The organism is Micromonospora sp. RV43, assembly GCF_001029515.1.
Taxonomy (GTDB): domain Bacteria; phylum Actinomycetota; class Actinomycetes; order Mycobacteriales; family Micromonosporaceae; genus Micromonospora; species Micromonospora aurantiaca.
Genome location: NZ_LEKG01000031.1, coordinates 15035 through 31779 on the forward strand (window position 1 = coordinate 15035; position 16745 = coordinate 31779).

Consider the following 16745-nt stretch of genomic DNA (forward strand, 5'->3'; position numbering starts at 1 on the left):
CATGGCAGTGGAAACCACCACGCGGGCGAAGCTGCGCTGGGGCCTGCTGGACGTCGTGGTCGTCGTCTTCGCGCTGGTCCCCGTGCTCTGGATCGCCTCGCTGTCGTTCAAGACCCCGGCCACGCTCACCGACGGCAAGTTCTGGCCGCGGGAGTGGACGCTCGACAACTACCGGACCATCTTCGACACCGACCAGTTCGTCCGGGCCCTGGTCAACTCCATCGGCATCGCGCTGATCGCCACCGCGATCGCCGTGGTGCTCGGGACGATGGCCGCGTACGCGATCTCCCGGCTCGACTTCCCCGGCAAGAAGCTGCTGGTCGGAGTCTCGCTGCTGATCGCGATGTTCCCGCAGGTGTCGCTGGTGTCGCCGCTGTTCGAGATCGAGCGGCAGCTCGGGTTGTTCGACACCTGGCCCGGACTGATCCTGCCGTACATCACGTTCGCGCTGCCGCTGGCGATCTACACGCTGTCGGCGTTCTTCAAGCAGATCCCGTGGGACCTGGAGAAGGCGGCGAAGATGGACGGCGCCACCCAGGGACAGGCGTTCCGGCGGGTGATCGCCCCGCTGGCCGCGCCCGGCGTGTTCACCACGGCCATCCTGGTCTTCATCTTCTGCTGGAACGACTTCCTGTTCGCGATCACGCTCACCTCGACCGAGCGGTCCCGCACGGTCCCGGTGGCCCTGCAGTTCTTCACCGGCGAGTCGCAGTTCGAGGACCCCACCGGGGCGATCTGCGCCGCCGCCGTGGTGATCACCGTGCCGATCATCCTGTTCGTGCTCTTCTTCCAGCGCCGCATCGTCTCCGGTCTGACCTCCGGCGCAGTCAAGGGATAGGTGGTAGCAATGGCCGACATCGTGCTGGACAAGGTGAGCAAGCGGTTCCCGGACGGGACCACCGCCGTACAGGACGTCGACCTGGAGATCGCCGACGGCGAGTTCGTGATCCTGGTCGGCCCGTCCGGCTGCGGGAAGTCCACCACGCTCAACATGATCGCCGGGCTGGAGGACATCAGCTCCGGTGAGCTGCGCATCGGCGGCGAGCGGGTCAACGACAAGGCGCCCCGGGACCGCGACATCGCGATGGTCTTCCAGTCGTACGCGCTCTACCCGAACATGACCGTGCGGGAGAACATGGCGTTCCCGCTGCGGCTGGCGAAGATGGACAAGGAGACCATCAACCAGAAGGTCGACGAGGCGGCGAAGGTGCTGGAGCTGACCGCGCTGCTGGACCGCAGGCCGGCCAACCTGTCCGGCGGCCAGCGGCAGCGGGTGGCGATGGGACGGGCGATCGTCCGGCAGCCCAAGGCGTTCCTGATGGACGAGCCGCTGTCGAACCTGGACGCCAAGCTGCGGGTGCAGATGCGCACCGTGGTGTCGCGGCTGCAGAAGCAGCTCGGCACCACCACCGTCTACGTCACCCACGACCAGACCGAGGCGATGACGCTCGGCGACCGGGTGGTCATCATGCGGGGCGGGGCGGTGCAGCAGGTCGGGCCGCCGCAGGAGCTGTACGACCACCCGCGCAACCTCTTCGTCGCCGGGTTCATCGGCTCGCCCTCGATGAACTTCGTGCACGCCGTCGTGGAGGACGGCCGGCTGCGGACCGCGCTCGGTGACGTGCCGGTCGGCGACCGGATCCGCCGCGAGCTGGAAGGCGGCGACGCGCCCCGGGAGCTGATCCTGGGCATCCGCCCGGAGCACTTCGAGGACGCGGCGCTGATCGACGACGAGACCCGCCGCCGGGGCATGGAGTTCGAGGCGCCGGTGGACATCGTCGAGTCGATGGGCTCGGACAAGTACGTCTACTTCACCGTCGAGGGGGAGCGGGCCACCGCCGCCGAGCTGGAGGAGCTGGCCGCCGACACGGGTGCGGCGGACTTCGCCGGCGCCGGGTCGAACCTGGTGACCCGGCTGTCGGCGGAGTCGCCGGTACGCGAGGGCGAGTCCCGCCGGGTGTGGTTCAACCTGGAGAAGATCCACCTGTTCGACCCGGGCAGCGGCCGCAACCTGACGCTGCACGAGGGCCGCTCCGCCGGCGCGCTGGCCGACTGATCCGCCCCCGCCCCTCATCGGGCTGAGTGGAACGCCATGGGTGCTTCGGCACCGCTTTGACACCCATGGCGTTCCGCTCAGCGTGGGCGGTTGGTGCGTGCCCGGTCCGCGGGGGTGTGGTCACCAGGAGTGGCGCAGCTCCAGGCTGAGGAAGCGGGCGTAAGCGGTGAGCGCCGCGTCCACCCGGGCGCGCAGCGCGGCGTCGAACGGCACGAGCTGCTGCACCTTCACCGTCACCGCCCTCGCGCCGAGCGTCCGCGTCCAGGTGCCGACCACGCGCCCGCCGCGCACCACAGTCGACCGGAACACCCCGTTGTTGCCCGGGACCACAGCGGCGGCGTGCGCCGGGTCGAGCATCAGCGAGCGGTCCTTGAAGCCGAGCAGGTATTCGTCGAAGCCGGGCAGCGTGTGCAGGTCGTCGACCGGCGCGCGGGGCGCGTCGAGCAGCGCGGTGTCGACCACTGCCGGCTCGCCGTCGACCTCGACCGGGGCGAGCAGGTCACCGGCCAGCGTGATCGCCCGGGTCGCGTCGGTGACGGTCAGGCCGGTCCAGCGGGCCAGCTCGTGCCGGCTCACCGGGCCGTGGCCGCGTACGAAGCGGTGCGCCAGCAACGCCAGCGCCTCCTCCCGCTCCGGGCGGTGCGGCTCGGGCGCCCACTCGTCGAGCAGCGCGAACGTCTGCTCGGTGCCGACGTGCGGGGCGATGCAGGTGACGCCGCGCAGGCTGGTGAACAAGAGCAGGTGGTAGCCGCGCTGATCGCCCGTGTCCAGCCCGGCGGCGCGCAACGCGGCAACGCATCGGGCGCGGGTGAGCCGGCCGCCCCCGGTCAGCGCCGCGCCCAGCACGTCACAGGCCCGCTCGCCGTCGGCGACGGTCAGCCCGAGCTGCCGCCACCGACCGGCGATGCCCACAAGCGTCCGCACCCCGGTCAGCTCCAGCATCCACCGCGCGTCGCGCGCCGGGACCAGGTGCACGGTGCCGCGCATCGGCCAGGTGCGCAGCGCCTCGCGCCGCTCCAGCGCCGCGCGGACGTCGTCCTGGGTGGCGCCGGGAAGGCGTACGCCGAGCGACCACAGCCCGCTCGCCGCGTCCTGCGCCTGCATGGCGCCGAACCACTCGACCACGTCGGCGACGCCCCGCGGGCGGGTGGTGGGGTGCGGGCGCAACAGCAGGCCGATCATGCGCAGCGCGAGCGCCTCGGCGCGGTTGAGGCGTACGGTCACGGGCGTCAGCGTAGGCCCGGGGTACGACAACGCGGCCCCTGATCGCGCTGCGCCGGCGGCGCTGCCGACACCAGCGCGATCCCCCGTTCAGGTTCCCGGCGCGGGGGCGGCCGCTGCGGCCGGCGCCGGTTCGACCAGCATCCCGTGTGAGCTGGGCCGGTACAGCGGTTGCCGGCGGAACTTGCGCAAATCTTGAGCCGGCTCAGTCCAGGCGCCGGTACATGACCAGCAGATCGACGTACCCCCGGGTGGGGTGCCGGAAGCCCTCCGGCACCCGGCCGATCACCTCGAAGCCCAGCGACCGCCACAGCTCGACGGCCCGTGTGTTCGTGGCCACCACGGCGTTGAACTGCATGGCGCGGTAGCCGTCGGCCCGGGCCGCGTCGAGCACGTACGCCGCCAGCGCCCGGCCGACGCCGCGCCCGGCGGCGGCCGGGGCGACCATGAACGAGGCATTCGCCACGTGGTCGCCGGGACCGCCCTGGTTGGGCGCCAGCTTGGCCGAGCCGAGCACCGCGCCGTCCGGCGCCACCGCGACCACCGTCCGCGCCGGCGGGGCCGGCATCCAGAGCCTGCGGGCCTGCTGCTCCGTGACGTCCCGGGGCCAGGTGTACGTCTCGCCGGCCGCCACGATCGCACGCAGGAACGGCCAGATCAGCGGCCAGTCGGCCGGCGTGGCGGTGCGGATCTCCACCCGGAGAGCATGCCACGCCCGGAGTTTGACGGAACAAGTAACGGGTAGTCGCCGGAGCTGACCCGAAACGAGGAGGGAACGTCTGATGGATGGCCAGGTCAAGGTCGCGGTGATCTATTACAGCGCGACCGGCATCACCTACCAGATGGCGCAGGCGGCGGTCGAGGCGGCGGGCGAGGCCGGCGCCGAGGTGCGTCTGCGCAAGGTACGTGAGCTGGCGCCCGACGAGGCGATCCGCTCCAACTCCGGCTGGCAGGCGCACCGGCTGGAGACCCAGGACGTGATGGAGGCGCAGCCGGACGACCTGTCCTGGGCCGACGTGGTCATCATGGGTTCGCCGACCCGGTACGGCATGATCGCCGCCCAGCTCAAGCAGTTCATCGACACCACCGGCCCGCTCTGGGCAGCGGGCGCGCTCGCGGACAAGGTCTACAGCGGGTTCACCTCGACCGCGACGTTGCACGGCGGCCAGGAGGCGACGCTGCTGTCGCTGTACACGGTCTTCTACCACTGGGGCGGCATCGTGGTGACCCCCGGCTACACCGACCCGAGCCAGTTCGTCGCCGGCAACCCGTACGGCGCCTCGCACACCAGCAACAACGGTGAGGTCGCACCGGACCACGTGGCACTGGCGGCCACCGCGCTCACCGCCAAGCGGGCCGTGCTGATGGGCGCCGCGCTGAAGCGGGGCATGGCCGGCTGACCCGACTGGCGACCGGTGGCCGGACGGGGGCTCTCGAACCCGTCCGGACCACCGGTCGCCAGAGCCCTACCCGCGATCGGCCGCTCCATGCGCGCTCAGCGCCGGCCGGTCGAGCAGATGCCCGAGCAGGTCCGCCAGGACCCTCGTACCGTCCTGGCTCAGCACCGACTCCGGGTGGAACTGCACCCCGGCGAAGCCCGCGCCGCGCAGCGCGTGCACCGCGCCGTCGGCCGGGTCGCGGGACACCTCGACCGGGCCGTACGGGCCGGCGACCCGGTCGGCGTCGGCGCGGGCGGTGAAGCTGGCGTAGAACCCGACCCGGCGGGTCGTCCCGAACACCGGCACGTCCCGCGGCAACCCCTGGTACGGGGCGTCGCGGCGGTGCAGCGGCAGGCCCAGCAGCCCGGCGAGCAACTGGTGGCCCAGGCACACCGCGAGCGTCGGCCGGCCGGACGCGAGCAGCTCGGTCAGCAGCGTCCGCAGCGCCACCATCTTCGGCGCGGTCGCGTCCCGCGGGTCACCCGGCCCGGGGCCGACCACCACCAGGTCGTAGCCGTCCAGCGGGCCCGGCTCCGGCCAGTCCCGGCGGGTCACCGCCAGGCCCAGCGCGCCGAGCTGGTGGGCCAGCATGCCGGTGAACGTGTCCTCGCCGTCGACGATCAGCGCCCGGCGCCCGGCCAGCCCGCGCAGCGCGAGCGCGCCCGGTTCCCGCTGCTCCAGCCAGAACCGGGCCAGCGGGGCGTTGCGGGCGGCCAGCGCGGCGCGTACCTCGGGGTCGTCGGCGTACCGGACGGCCGGTTCGCCGGCGGAGCGCGGCGCGTCCGGGCCGAGACCCAGCGCGGCCAGCACACCGGCGGCCTTCGCGTGCGTCTCGGCCACCTCCCCGGCGGTGGTCGAGTGCCGGACCAGCGTCGCGCCGACCGGCACGCGCAGCGCGCCGGTGGGGGAGATCTCGGCGGTACGGATCAGGATAGGCGCGTCCAGCGTCTGCCGGCCCTGCTCGTCGCGGCCCAGCAGTGCGAGCACCCCGGCGTAGTAGCGCCGGCCGGTGCGCTCGTGCCGGGCGATCACCCGGCAGGCGTTCTCCATCGGGCTGCCGGTGACGGTGGGCGCGAACATGGTCTCCCGCAGCACGTCGCGTACGTCCCGGGAGCAGCGCCCGGCCAGCAGGTACTCGGTGTGCGCCAGGTGCGCCATCTCCTTCAGGTGCGGCCCGACCACCTGGCCGCCGTGCTCGGCGACCACGGCCATCATCTTCAGCTCCTCGTCCAGCACCATGTACAGCTCCTCCACCTCCTTCTCGTCGTGCAGGAAGCGCAGCAGCTCAGCGCGGTCGACGGTCTCGCCCCGGTGCCGGAACGTGCCGCTGATCGGGTTCATCTCGACCAGCCCGTCGGCGACGCTGACGTGCCGCTCGGGGCTGGCGCCGACCAGGATGCGGGTGCCGGTGTGCACCAGGAACGTCCAGTACGCGCCCCGTTCGCGCAGCAGCAGCCGGCGCAGCGCGGCCAGGGCCGCCGCAAGCGGGTCGCCCTGCACTGTGGCGCGCATGGTGCGGTGGATGACGAAGTTCGCCCCCTCGCCCCGGCCGATCTCGTCGGCCAGCACCCGTTCCACGATCGCCGCGTACTCGTCGTCGGCGATGTCGAAGCCGGCGTCGCGGGTGCGCACCTCGGCGTCGGGCAGGTCGTCGAGCACTTCGGCCAGCGGTATCCGCCGGTGTGCCTCGACCGCCAGGAACTCCAGCGGCAGCCCGTCGTCGACGCACTCGAAACCGCGTTCGGTGACCTGCCGGAACGGCACCAGGGCCAGCGTGTGCGGACCGGCGCCGTCCTCGGGCAGCGGCAGGTCGGCGAGCCGGCCGGCGGTGCGTACCGGGCCGGTGAACAGGTCGACGTGGTCGGCGCCCTCGCGGCGGACGAGCGCGAACGGGCCGGGCTCGCGGCCGGCCGCGACGGCGGCGAGCGGGTCGGACAGGCGGGTCATCGGGTCTCCTCGGTGGGCCGGTGGCCGCCGGTGAAGGCGACCCGGGATGCCGGGGAAGACCGGCGGCCGCCTCGTCGGGCGGCCGCGTGGGGAAGCTACGCGCGGGGGTGGGCCGCCGGGTCGGCGGGCCACCAGCAGGACAGGTGCGCGGGCATGACGATCACTGTACGCGATCGGCAGGCGCCGTGGAACCCGATCGCGCGTCACCGGGTACGGATCTTGGCGTGACCGCCGGTCCCGCCGGGTAGGTTGACCGGCGATGGACATTCTCGCTCTGGACCTGGGCACCTCCTCGGTGCGCGGCCTGGTGCTCGACGCGGACGCCGTGCCGCGCCCGGGCGCGCTGGCCCGGCGCCGGGTGCGTCTGGTCACCGGGGACGACGGCAGCGGGACGCTCGACGGCCCGGCCTACCTGGCGTGCCTGGTGGAGTGCCTGGACGAGCTGGCCGCAGGCGGGCACCTGCGGGACGTGGACCTCGTGGCCACCTCGGCGCAGTGGCACTCGGTGCTGCCGGTGGCGCCCGACGGCACACCGTCGGGGCCGGTGCTGACCTGGCTGGACACCCGGCCGGAGCCGCTTCCCGGAGCGACCGGGCCGGCCGACCCGGCGGACTTCCACGGGCGTACCGGCACCTGGTGGCACCGCTGCTACTGGTCGGTGCGGCTGCCCTGGCTGCGTGAGCGCGTCGACGGGTCCGCCCGCTTCACGGGGCTCGCCGAGTACGTGCTCGGCACGCTGCTCGACGACGCGCCGATGTCGATCTCGCTGGCCTCCGGCACCGGGCTGCTCGATCTGCGCCGCCTGGACTGGGATCCGGAGGCGTGCGAGCTGGCCGGCGTACGCCCGGATCAGATGCTGCGGCTGGCCCCGGACGGCTGGCACGGCCGGCTGAACGCGGCGTACGCGCGGCGCTGGCCGCAGCTGGCCGCCGCGCGGTGGGCGCCGCCGGTCGGCGACGGCGCGGCCGCCAACGTCGGCTCGGGCTGCGTCGACCCGACCCGCGCGGCGGTGACAGTCGGCACCTCCGCGGCGGTCCGCATGATCCAGGCCGTGCCGGCCGGTGCGGAGCCGCCGCCGCTGCCGGAGCAGCTCTGGCGGTACCGGGTCGACCACAACCACGTGGTGACCGGCGCGGCGTACTCCAGCGGCGGCAACCTGTTCGCCTGGGCGGCGCGCGAGCTGCGGCTGCCGGAGGGCACGGGGCTGGAGGCGGCGCTCGATCGCGTCGCCGGTTCGGTGCGGGCGAACCCCCGCTTCGGCGGCGACCGTCCACCGGGGGTCGCCCCGGCGGGCTCGGGGGAGCTGCGCGGGCTCAGCTTCGGCACCACAGCCGTGGACATCCTGGCCGGGCTGATGAGCGGCCTGTGCCGGCTCGTCGCGGACGACCTGACGCTGCTGGAGGCCGGTATCGGCGAGCCGATGGAGGTGATCCTCGGCGGTGGGGCGCTGACCGCCTCGCCGTGGTGGCGCGGGGCGTTCCTCGACGTGCTCGCGCCCCGCCGGGTGTGCTGGCAACGCAACCCGGAGATCGGCGCCACCGGCGCCGCGCTCGTCGCGCTCGGCCGGCTCACGGAGGCGGACGAGATCGCCGGGATCGGCCGGACGGACGAGGCCGCCTCGCACGCGTGACCGTCCACCCGAGGCGCTGACCGTCCTGGTCATGCCGTCCGGGCGGCCGTTGACACCGACCGACGGCCTGATTGGATGGACTCCGCTCCCCGACGTGGTGGGGCGGGACGAGGAGGCAACCGTGGGCGCAGCTCCCGACCCGGCTCGCGGTGCGGCCCCTGCGCCGCACCGGCGGCGCTCCGGGTTCCGGCTGCGGGACTGGCGGATGGGAACCAAGCTCGCCACGGTGCTGGTGATCCCCTCTCTGGCGTTCCTCGTCCTGGCCGGCATCCAGACCCGGGGGCTGGTCGGGCAGACCACCACGCTGAGCGCCTTCGCCGAGCAGGTCGGCATCGGCCGGCAGATCTCCACCGCCGTCGACCGGCTCCAGCACGAACGGGACCGCACCGCGGGCGAACTGGCCGCGCTGCGCCGCGCCGGCACCGGCGCGGACCGGGACGCCGCGGTCGCCGCGCTCAAGCCGCTCCAGGAGGCCACCGACCGGGCGATGGCCGAGCTGCGCGCCGCCGCCGCGCCGCTGGCCGACGCGGACGCCGCCTGGCGGGTCTCCTACTCCGAGGCGCTCGAGGCGTACGACCAGGTGGTGAACATCCGGGCGGCGGTGGCGCCGGCGGTGCTCTCCAGCGACACCGTGCTGAGCAACTACCACCGGTCGATCGCGGCGCTGCTGAGCCTGCTGGCCGAGCCGTCGCCCGGCAGCGGCCGGCAGGAGCTGACCGAGGCGGTGCTGCGGTACGTGCAGCTGTCCCGGGTGAAGGAGCTGTCCTCCCGCATCCGCGCCGAGCTCTACGCCGCCGCCCGGTCCGGCCGGTACGAGGCCGACGACCAGGTGACGCTCAGCGACCTGCGGGCCCAGCAGCTCACCGCGCTCGGCGCGTTCCGGGTCGCGGCGACCGCCGACCAGATCCGCCGCTACGACCGCACCTCGGTCGACCCGGCCTTCGTCGCCGCGACCCGGTTGGAGGAGCGGACGCTGCCCGGCGGTGACGCGAAGCCGGTCCTGCTCGACGCGACCCAGTGGTGGGCGGCCAGCGAGCAGCGGCAGGAGCTGTTCCGCCAGCTGGAGAGCGAGATCGTGGCCGACGCGGTACGCCAGGCCGACGACGCCAGCGCCCGCCAGCTGCGCGACACGCTGCTGGTGGCCGGCGGGATCGCCACTGTGCTCCTGGTCGCGGTGCTGATCTCGCTGCTGGTCGGCCGGTCCGTGGCCCGCGCCATGCGGCAGCTGCGCGGCCAGGCGCTGCGGATCGCGCAGGTGGACCTGCCGCTGACTCTGCAACGGCTGCGCACTGTGGACCGCCCGATCGGCGCGATCGACGTACCGCCCTCGGTGATCGACTCGCAGGACGAGATCGGCGAGCTGGCGGAGGCGTTCGTGGCGGTGCACCGCAGCGCCGTCGACGTGGCGGTCGAGCAGGCGATGATGCGGCGCAACGTCAACGCCATGTTCGTCAACCTGGCCCGGCGCAGCCAGGTGCTCGTCGAGCGGCAACTGGAACTGCTCGACGAACTCGAACGCGAGGAGAGCGACCCGGAACAGCTGGAGAACCTGTTCAAGCTCGACCACCTCGCCGCCCGTATGCGCCGCAACGACGAGAGCCTGCTGGTGCTCGCGGGCACGGAGTCGACCCGGCGGTGGAACCGCCCGGTGGGCCTGGGCGCGGTGCTGCTGGCCGCGAGCGCGGAGATCGAGCAGTACCAGCGGGTGCGCCACGAGAACCGGACCGACCTGCACGTCGTCGGGCACGCGGTGGGCGACCTGGTGCACCTGTTCGCGGAGCTGCTGGAGAACGCCACCGCCTTCTCCCGCCCGGACACCGCGGTGCGGGTGGTCGTCGAGCCCGACGGCCGGGGCGCGCTCGTGCAGATCGTCGACGAAGGGCTGGGCATGAGCCCGTCGGCGCTGGCCGAGGCGAACGCGGTGCTCGCCGAGCCGCCGGCCGCCGACGTGTCGGCCTCGGAACGGATGGGTCTGTTCGTGGTGAGCCACCTCGGCGCCCGGCACGGCGTACGGGTGCGGTTGAGCGCGGGCCGGGAGGGCCTGGTGGCCCGGGTGCGGATCCCGGTCGAGCTGCTGGCCGAGGCGCCCGCGCCGGAGGTGGTCCAGGCGACGCCGGCCCGGCTCGCGCGCGGGACGTCGCAGCCGGCGCTCACCGGCCCGGTCGCCGCGTCCGGTGCGCTCGCCGCGGCGACCGCCGAGCTGCCGGTGGCCGGCTGGCGTCCGGCGCCGGGCCGGCCCGCGGCGCTGCCGATGTCCCCGCTGACCGGGCGGCCGCTGGGCGACGGGACGGATGCCGGGGCCGCCGCGCCGGTACCGGCCGCCGCGCCGGTGACCGTGCCGCGTCCCCGCCCGGGACGGGCCGAGGACGTGCTCACGCCGGACGCCGGCGCGGCCGGCGGCGGGTGGTTCAGCCGGCAGGGCCCGGCCGCGCCGGCGCCGGGTGTGACGCCGGCACCGGCGGCGACGCCGGTGACCGGAGGGACGAACGAGCGGGGCCTGCCGGTACGCGTTCCGATGGCCCAGCTCGCCTCGGCCGCCCCGGCCGACCGTCCGGCGGTGCGGCACGAGCCGGACCCGGAGGCGGTCGGCGGCATGCTGTCGCGCCTCTACAGCGGGGTACGGCGGGCCGAGGCCGAGGAGACCACCGAGATGTACCTGCCGCGCGATGAAGGAGGACGACGACAGTGACGACGTTGAGCCAGGAGGCACGCGACCTGAGCTGGCTGGTGAACGCGTTCGCCGAGCGGGTTCCGGGGGTGGCGCACGCGGTGGTGGTGTCCTCCGACGGCCTCCTGGTGGCGATCTCGGCGCACCTGCCGCGCGACCACGCGGACAAGCTCGCCGCGGTGACCTCCGGCCTGATGAGCATCACCGCCGGGGCGGCCCAGATGTTCGACGGTGACGTCGTCAAGCAGACGGTGGTCGAGATGGGGCGCGGCTACTTCCTGGTGATGCAGATCCGGGACGGCTCGATCCTGGCCACGCTGGCCGGGGCGGACGCCGACATCGGCGTGGTCGGCTACGAGATGGCGCGGCTGGCCAAGCAGGCGGGCGAGATGCTCACCCCGGCGCTGCGCGCCGAACTCCAGCAGGCGCTGCCGCGCTGAGGTGACCGGTGCCCGGCCGGCGTCGCGCCGGCCGGGCAGCCGTGGCCTACAGACCGTTGCGGCGGATCACGTCGCGGTACCAGTGGGCGCTGCGCTTGAGCACCCGCCGCTGGCTCGCGTAGTCCACGTAGACCAGGCCCCAGCGCTGCTCGTACCCCTCGGCCCACTCGAAGTTGTCCAGCAGCGACCAGACGTGGTAGCTCTCCAGCGGCACCCCGTCGCCGACGGCCCGGTGCGCGGCGGCGCAGTGGTCGCGCAGGAAGGCGACCCGCCCGGCGTCGTCGACGTTGCCGTCCGGGCCGGGCACGTCGGGGCAGGGCAGGCCGTTCTCGGTGATGGTGATCGGCACCCGGCCGTAGTCGCGGGTGACCCGGGTCAGGATGTCGTACATGCCCTCCGGGTAGATCTGCTGCCACTCCGCCTCGGAGGTGGGCCACTTGCGGACCGTGCCGCCGTCGCCGGTGACGTAGATCGGCGTGTAGTACTGCACGGCGAGCAGGTCGACCGGGCTGGAGATGATCTTCAGGTCGCCGTCGCGGACGCCGCGGACCATCCGGCTGTCCGGGCCGAGGTCGTCCAGCACGTCCTGCGGGTACGCGCCCTTGAAGATCGAGTCGAGGTAGAGGCGGTTCTCGTAGCCGTCGTGGAGCCGGGTCGCGGCGGCCGACTCGGCGGAGTCGTCGGCCGGGTAGCAGGGGTGCAGGTTGAGCGCCGGGCCGATCCGGCCGGTGAGGCCGGTGGCGCGCAGCGCCTGCACGGCGAGGCCGTGGGCGAGCTGCAGGTGGTGGGCGACCAGGTACGCCGCGTCCTCGTCGCGGATGCCCGGCGCATGGTGGCCCCAGATGTAGCCGTTCTGCACCACGGTCTTCGGCTCGTTGACGGTCAGCCAGACCGGCACCCGGTCGCCGAGGGCGCGGAACACCACGTCGGCGTACTCGGCGAAGCGCTCGGCGGTGTCCCGGTTCTCCCAGCCGCCGGCGTCCTGGAGGGCCTGGGGGAGGTCCCAGTGGAACAGCGTGGCCATCGGCGCGATGTCGCGCTCGTGCAGCCCGTCCACCAGGCGGCGGTAGAAGTCGAGGCCGCGCTGGTTGGGGCGGCCGGAGCCGTCGGCCTGGATGCGGGGCCAGGAGATGGAGAAGCGGTAGCTGCGCAGCCCCAGGTCGCGCATCAGGTCCAGATCCTGCGCGTACCGGTGGTAGTGGTCGGCCGCGACGTCCCCGGTGTCGCCGTTGCGGATCCGGCCCGGCGTGCGGCTGAAGGTGTCCCAGACGGACTCACCCCGCCCGTCCTCCTTCGCGGCCCCCTCGATCTGGTACGCCGAGGTCGCCGCACCCCAGGCGAAGCCGTCCGGGAAACGCAGCCCGCGGTCCGGCTCCGGGTCGGTGGTGCGCTCGGGCGGGCTGTCGCAGCCGCCGAGCGCGACTGTGGTTGCGGCGACCCCCGCCGCGGTGGTGCCGGCGAGCCCGGTCCGGGCCGCGCCGGCCGCGGTCGCGGACAGGGCGGCGCGGCGGAGCAGGCGCCGTCGGGTGAGTAACGACATGAGGTTTCTCCTCGGAGTGACGGGCCGCCCTGGGCCGGGAGCGCTCCCATCATAGCCAGGGAGCGGCCGGCCCCGATCCGGCGGTCGCGGCGAGGTGCGGCGCGGCCGGCGGGCGGCCGGAAAGTGGGTGGGCGGGGGCGTCGCTCGGGAACGTCGCTCGCGGCGGCGTGAGCGGCGAGGGGTGGGGCGGATAGCGAGAAAGGCCGTCCGGGTGGCGTGTCACGCCTGTCCCGTCGGCCTCTTTTGCCGTCGACAACGGGGGTTTAGTGTGGGGACGGGGGAGGGCAACCCCCGTCCCCAACGATGGTGCACACGCGCACGAAGTGGAATTGGCGTCCGTCGTGCGCGTCGCGCGGGAGCCGGGCCACGCGAGTGGCTCTGGTTCCACCTCCCTCCGTCTGGCGGGTGACGGCCGGCGGCGGCGTCCGGGCTGGTCCGCCGTCGGCCTCTGGGCCACGCCGGGCACGGGTGCACCCGGCGATCCAGTACTTGTATCACCGTCGATGGAAGCGCTCCCATCGGCGATGCTGCGACTGTAACGCCCGTCACGGGTTTGGAAAAGCCCCTAAACGAGATCGAAACATGGAAGCGCGTATCTGCGCTGGCCGTTGTGGTGGGAGCGCTTCCATGTCACACTCTCGTCACGCCACGCGGAGCCAGTGAACGCGAGCGCGGGCCGCCGAGGGCACCCGGTGACGAACCGGTGCGGCGCCCCGATCCCCGGCACGGCCGGGACGACCACCTTTCCGGACGCCTCCGTCCCCCCGCGTACGCCCCGTCGGCGCGTGGAGGCGCCCTGCCGGGGCCCACGGTCCCGGCCCGGTCCGAGGAGACACCGCCCACATGAGACTTCTGGCCAGACGTCGCCGTACGGCGATGGTCGCCGCCACCGCCCTCGTCATAGGCGGGGTGGCCCTGCCCGCGGGCGCCGCACAGGCCGCGCCCGCCTGCGACGTGACCTATGCGACGAGCGACTGGAACAACGGGTTCACCGCCAACGTCACCATCAAGAACCTGGGTGACGCGCTGAACAACTGGTCGCTGAAGTTCGCCTTCCCGAACAGCAGCCAGCGCGTGACCCAGGGCTGGTCGGCCCGGTGGAGCCAGTCCGGCAGCGAGGTCACCGCGACGAACGAGTCGTGGAACGGCAGCCTGCCCACCGGCGCGTCCACCAGCATCGGCTTCAACGGCAGCTACAGCGGCAGCAACCCGAAGCCCACCGCGTTCACCCTCAACGGGGTCGCCTGCAACGGCGCGCAGACCAACCAGCCGCCGACGGTCTCCCTGAGCGTGCCGTCCGGCCCGTTCGAGGCGCCGGCGGACGTGCCGCTGACCGCGACCGCGAGCGACGCCGACGGCACCATCAGCAAGGTCGAGTTCTACCGCAACGGCCTGCTGGTCAACACCGACACCACCGCGCCGTACGGCTACGACCTGCTCGACCTGCCGGCCGGCAGCTACACCGTGCAGGCCAAGGCGTACGACAACGCGGGCGGCACGGCCGTCTCGGAGAAGTCGTTCACGGTCACCGCGGCGAGCGGGCCGAAGCTGGTCGCCAGCCCGTCGGCGGTCACCGTCGCCGAGGGCGGCAGCGCCACGGTCCGGTACACGCTCAGCGCGGCGCCCACCGCCAACGTGCCGGTGACCCTCGCCGTCACCGGTGACAGCGACATCACCGTCTCGCCGTCCACGCTGACGCTCACGTCGAGCAACTGGAGCACCGGCGTCACCGCCACGGTCTCGGCCGCGGAGGACTCCGACACGGTCGGCGGCACCGCCACCATCACCGCGTCGGCCACCGGCTACGCCCCGATCTCCGTCGTCGCCACCGAGGCGGACAACGACACCCCCGGCGGCGACAACGCCTACATCAAGAAGTTCCTCGACCAGTACGGCAAGATCAAGAACTCGGGCTACTTCAGCCCCGAGGGCGTGCCGTACCACTCGATCGAGACGCTGATCGTCGAGGCGCCCGACCACGGCCACGAGACCACCTCGGAGGCGTTCAGCTTCTGGCTCTGGCTGGAGGCGCAGTACGGCCGGGTCACCCAGAACTGGGCCCCGTTCAACAACGCCTGGACGGTGATGGAAAAATACATTATTCCGAATCATTCAGACCAGGCGACGGCCGGCTCGCCCGGCACCCCGCAGTACGCCGCCGAGCACAACCTGCCCAGCCAGTACCCGTCGGCGCTGGAGGCCAGCGTCCCGGTCGGCCAGGACCCGCTGCGCTCGGAGCTGCAGTCCACCTACGGCACCGGTGACATCTACGGCATGCACTGGCTGCTCGACGTGGACAACACCTACGGCTACGGCCGCTGCGGCGACGGCACCACCCGGCCCGCGTACATCAACACCTTCCAGCGGGGCACCCAGGAGTCGGTGTGGGAGACCGTGCCGCAGCCGTCCTGCGACACGTTCAAGCACGGCGGCCCGAACGGCTACCTGGACCTGTTCGTCAAGGAGTCCAGCGCCCCGGCCAAGCAGTGGAAGTACACCAACGCCCCGGACGCCGACGCGCGTGCCGTCCAGGCCGCCTACTGGGCGCTGACCTGGGCCAAGGCGCAGGGCAAGCAGGCCGACGTGGCGGCCACCGTGGCGAAGGCCGCCAAGATGGGCGACTACCTGCGCTACGCGCTGTTCGACAAGTACTTCAAGAAGATCGGCAACTGCGTCGGGGCGTCCACCTGCCCGGCCGGCAGCGGCCGTGACTCGGCGCACTACCTGCTCTCCTGGTACTACGCCTGGGGCGGCGCGTACGACGCCTCGCAGAACTGGTCGTGGCGGATCGGCTCCAGCCACAGCCACTTCGGCTACCAGAACCCGTTCGCGGCCTGGGCCATGACCAACGTCGCGGAGCTGAAGCCGAAGTCGCCGACCGCGGTCTCCGACTGGCAGAAGAGCCTCGACCGGCAGCTGGAGTTCTACACCTGGCTCCAGTCCGCCGAGGGCGGCATCGCCGGTGGCGCCACCAACAGCTGGGACGGCAGCTACGCCCAGCCGCCGGCCGGCACCGCCACCTTCTACGGCATGTACTACGACGTCGACCCGGTCTACAACGACCCGCCGTCGAACCAGTGGTTCGGCATGCAGGCCTGGTCGATGCAGCGCATCGCCGAGCTCTACCTGGAGACCGGCAACGCGAAGGCCAAGGCGCTGCTGGACAAGTGGGTGCCGTGGGCCATCGCCAACACCACGGTCGGCACCAACTGGTCGATCCCGTCGGACATGAAGTGGACCGGCCAGCCGGCCAACTGGAACCCGAGCAGCCCGCAGCCGAACACCAACCTGCACGTCGAGGTGACGGTCAAGGGTCAGGACGTCGGCGTCGCCGGCGCCTACGCCCGCACGCTCATCGCGTACGCGGCCAAGTCCGGCAACACCGCGGCGAAGAACACCGCCAAGGGCCTGCTGGACGCGCTCTCGGCGTCCGCCGACAGCAAGGGCGTCTCGACGCCGGAGAAGCGCGGCGACTACAAGCGCTTCGACGACGTCTACAACGCCGCCGACGGCCAGGGTCTCTACATCCCCAACGGCTGGACCGGGAAGATGCCCAACGGCGACGCGATCGCCCCGGGCAAGAGCTTCCTGGACATCCGCTCGTTCTACAAGAACGACCCGGACTGGCCGAAGGTGCAGGCGTACCTGGACGGCGGTCCCGAGCCGGTCTTCAACTACCACCGGTTCTGGGCGCAGGCGGACATCGCCATGGCGTACGCCGACTACGGCACCTACTTCCCGCAGGGGTGAGGTGACCCCTCCTCCGCAGGCGGGTGAGAGCCCGCCTGCGGAGGAGGCCGACCC

The 16745-nt window shown here is 73.1% G+C and carries 11 protein-coding genes; 7 read left to right on the forward strand and 4 right to left on the reverse strand.

Features of this window, described 5'->3' with window-relative positions; all coding sequences use genetic code 11:
- Position 1 precedes the first annotated feature (1 nt).
- Complete coding sequence (locus ABD52_RS10595; protein ID WP_013287308.1) at positions 2-838, forward strand: carbohydrate ABC transporter permease; 837 nt, start codon at positions 2-4, stop codon at positions 836-838.
- 9 nt (positions 839-847) lie between these two features.
- Positions 848-2056, forward strand: coding sequence for an ABC transporter ATP-binding protein (locus tag ABD52_RS10600; RefSeq protein WP_013287307.1), 1209 nt, complete (start codon positions 848-850; stop codon positions 2054-2056).
- 120 nt (positions 2057-2176) lie between these two features.
- On the opposite strand, the gene ABD52_RS10605 is transcribed toward ABD52_RS10600, so the two are convergent.
- Together ABD52_RS10605 and ABD52_RS10610 are read right to left on the reverse strand one after the other, a co-directional pair.
- Positions 2177-3280, reverse strand: coding sequence for a winged helix DNA-binding domain-containing protein (locus tag ABD52_RS10605; RefSeq protein ID WP_082171264.1), 1104 nt, complete (start codon positions 3278-3280; stop codon positions 2177-2179).
- 202 nt (positions 3281-3482) lie between these two features.
- Positions 3483-3974, reverse strand: coding sequence for a GNAT family N-acetyltransferase (locus ABD52_RS10610; RefSeq protein WP_047891682.1), 492 nt, complete (start codon positions 3972-3974; stop codon positions 3483-3485).
- Between the two features lie 85 nt (positions 3975-4059).
- Here ABD52_RS10610 and wrbA point away from each other — a divergent pair, with 85 nt between their 5' ends.
- The gene (wrbA, locus tag ABD52_RS10615; protein ID WP_013287304.1) at positions 4060-4677 is read left to right on the forward strand and encodes an NAD(P)H:quinone oxidoreductase; all 618 of its coding nucleotides are present in this window, start codon (positions 4060-4062) and stop codon (positions 4675-4677) included.
- Between the two features lie 66 nt (positions 4678-4743).
- Here wrbA and ABD52_RS10620 read toward each other — a convergent pair whose 3' ends face one another.
- Complete coding sequence (locus tag ABD52_RS10620) at positions 4744-6663, reverse strand: chorismate-binding protein (RefSeq protein ID WP_047891683.1); 1920 nt, start codon at positions 6661-6663, stop codon at positions 4744-4746.
- Between the two features lie 259 nt (positions 6664-6922).
- Between ABD52_RS10620 and ABD52_RS10625 the strand changes: the two genes are divergently transcribed.
- The 3 genes from ABD52_RS10625 (at position 6923) to ABD52_RS10635 (ending at position 11401) form a co-directional block, all read left to right on the forward strand.
- A complete protein-coding gene (locus tag ABD52_RS10625) occupies positions 6923-8293 on the forward strand; it encodes an FGGY family carbohydrate kinase (RefSeq protein ID WP_047891684.1) in 1371 nt (456 codons plus the stop codon).
- Positions 8294-8414: 121 nt separating this feature from the next.
- Positions 8415-10982, forward strand: a complete 2568-nt coding sequence (locus ABD52_RS10630) for an ATP-binding protein (protein WP_235437436.1) — start codon at positions 8415-8417, stop codon at positions 10980-10982.
- 5 nt (positions 10983-10987) lie between these two features.
- Positions 10988-11401 carry a roadblock/LC7 domain-containing protein gene (locus tag ABD52_RS10635; RefSeq protein ID WP_196806755.1) on the forward strand — a complete coding sequence of 138 codons (414 nt, stop codon included), beginning with the start codon at positions 10988-10990 and terminating at the stop codon, positions 11399-11401.
- Positions 11402-11447: 46 nt separating this feature from the next.
- Here the strand turns inward: ABD52_RS10635 and ABD52_RS10640 are convergent, their stop codons facing one another.
- Complete coding sequence (locus ABD52_RS10640) at positions 11448-12941, reverse strand: GH1 family beta-glucosidase (protein ID WP_047891686.1); 1494 nt, start codon at positions 12939-12941, stop codon at positions 11448-11450.
- Between the two features lie 852 nt (positions 12942-13793).
- Here ABD52_RS10640 and ABD52_RS10645 point away from each other — a divergent pair.
- Positions 13794-16691, forward strand: a complete 2898-nt coding sequence (locus ABD52_RS10645; protein ID WP_200905178.1) for a glycoside hydrolase family 48 protein — start codon at positions 13794-13796, stop codon at positions 16689-16691.
- Positions 16692-16745 lie beyond the last annotated feature (54 nt).

Coding starts and splice junctions, on each gene's coding strand:
- wrbA (WP_013287304.1), top strand. CDS start 4,060: ATGGATGGCCAGGTCAAGGTCGCGGTGATCTATTACAGCGCGACCGGC.
- ABD52_RS10595 (WP_013287308.1), top strand. CDS start 2: ATGGCAGTGGAAACCACCACGCGGGCGAAGCTGCGCTGGGGCCTGCTG.
- ABD52_RS10625 (WP_047891684.1), top strand. CDS start 6,923: ATGGACATTCTCGCTCTGGACCTGGGCACCTCCTCGGTGCGCGGCCTG.
- ABD52_RS10620 (WP_047891683.1), bottom strand. CDS start 6,663: ATGACCCGCCTGTCCGACCCGCTCGCCGCCGTCGCGGCCGGCCGCGAG.
- ABD52_RS10600 (WP_013287307.1), top strand. CDS start 848: ATGGCCGACATCGTGCTGGACAAGGTGAGCAAGCGGTTCCCGGACGGG.
- ABD52_RS10640 (WP_047891686.1), bottom strand. CDS start 12,941: ATGTCGTTACTCACCCGACGGCGCCTGCTCCGCCGCGCCGCCCTGTCC.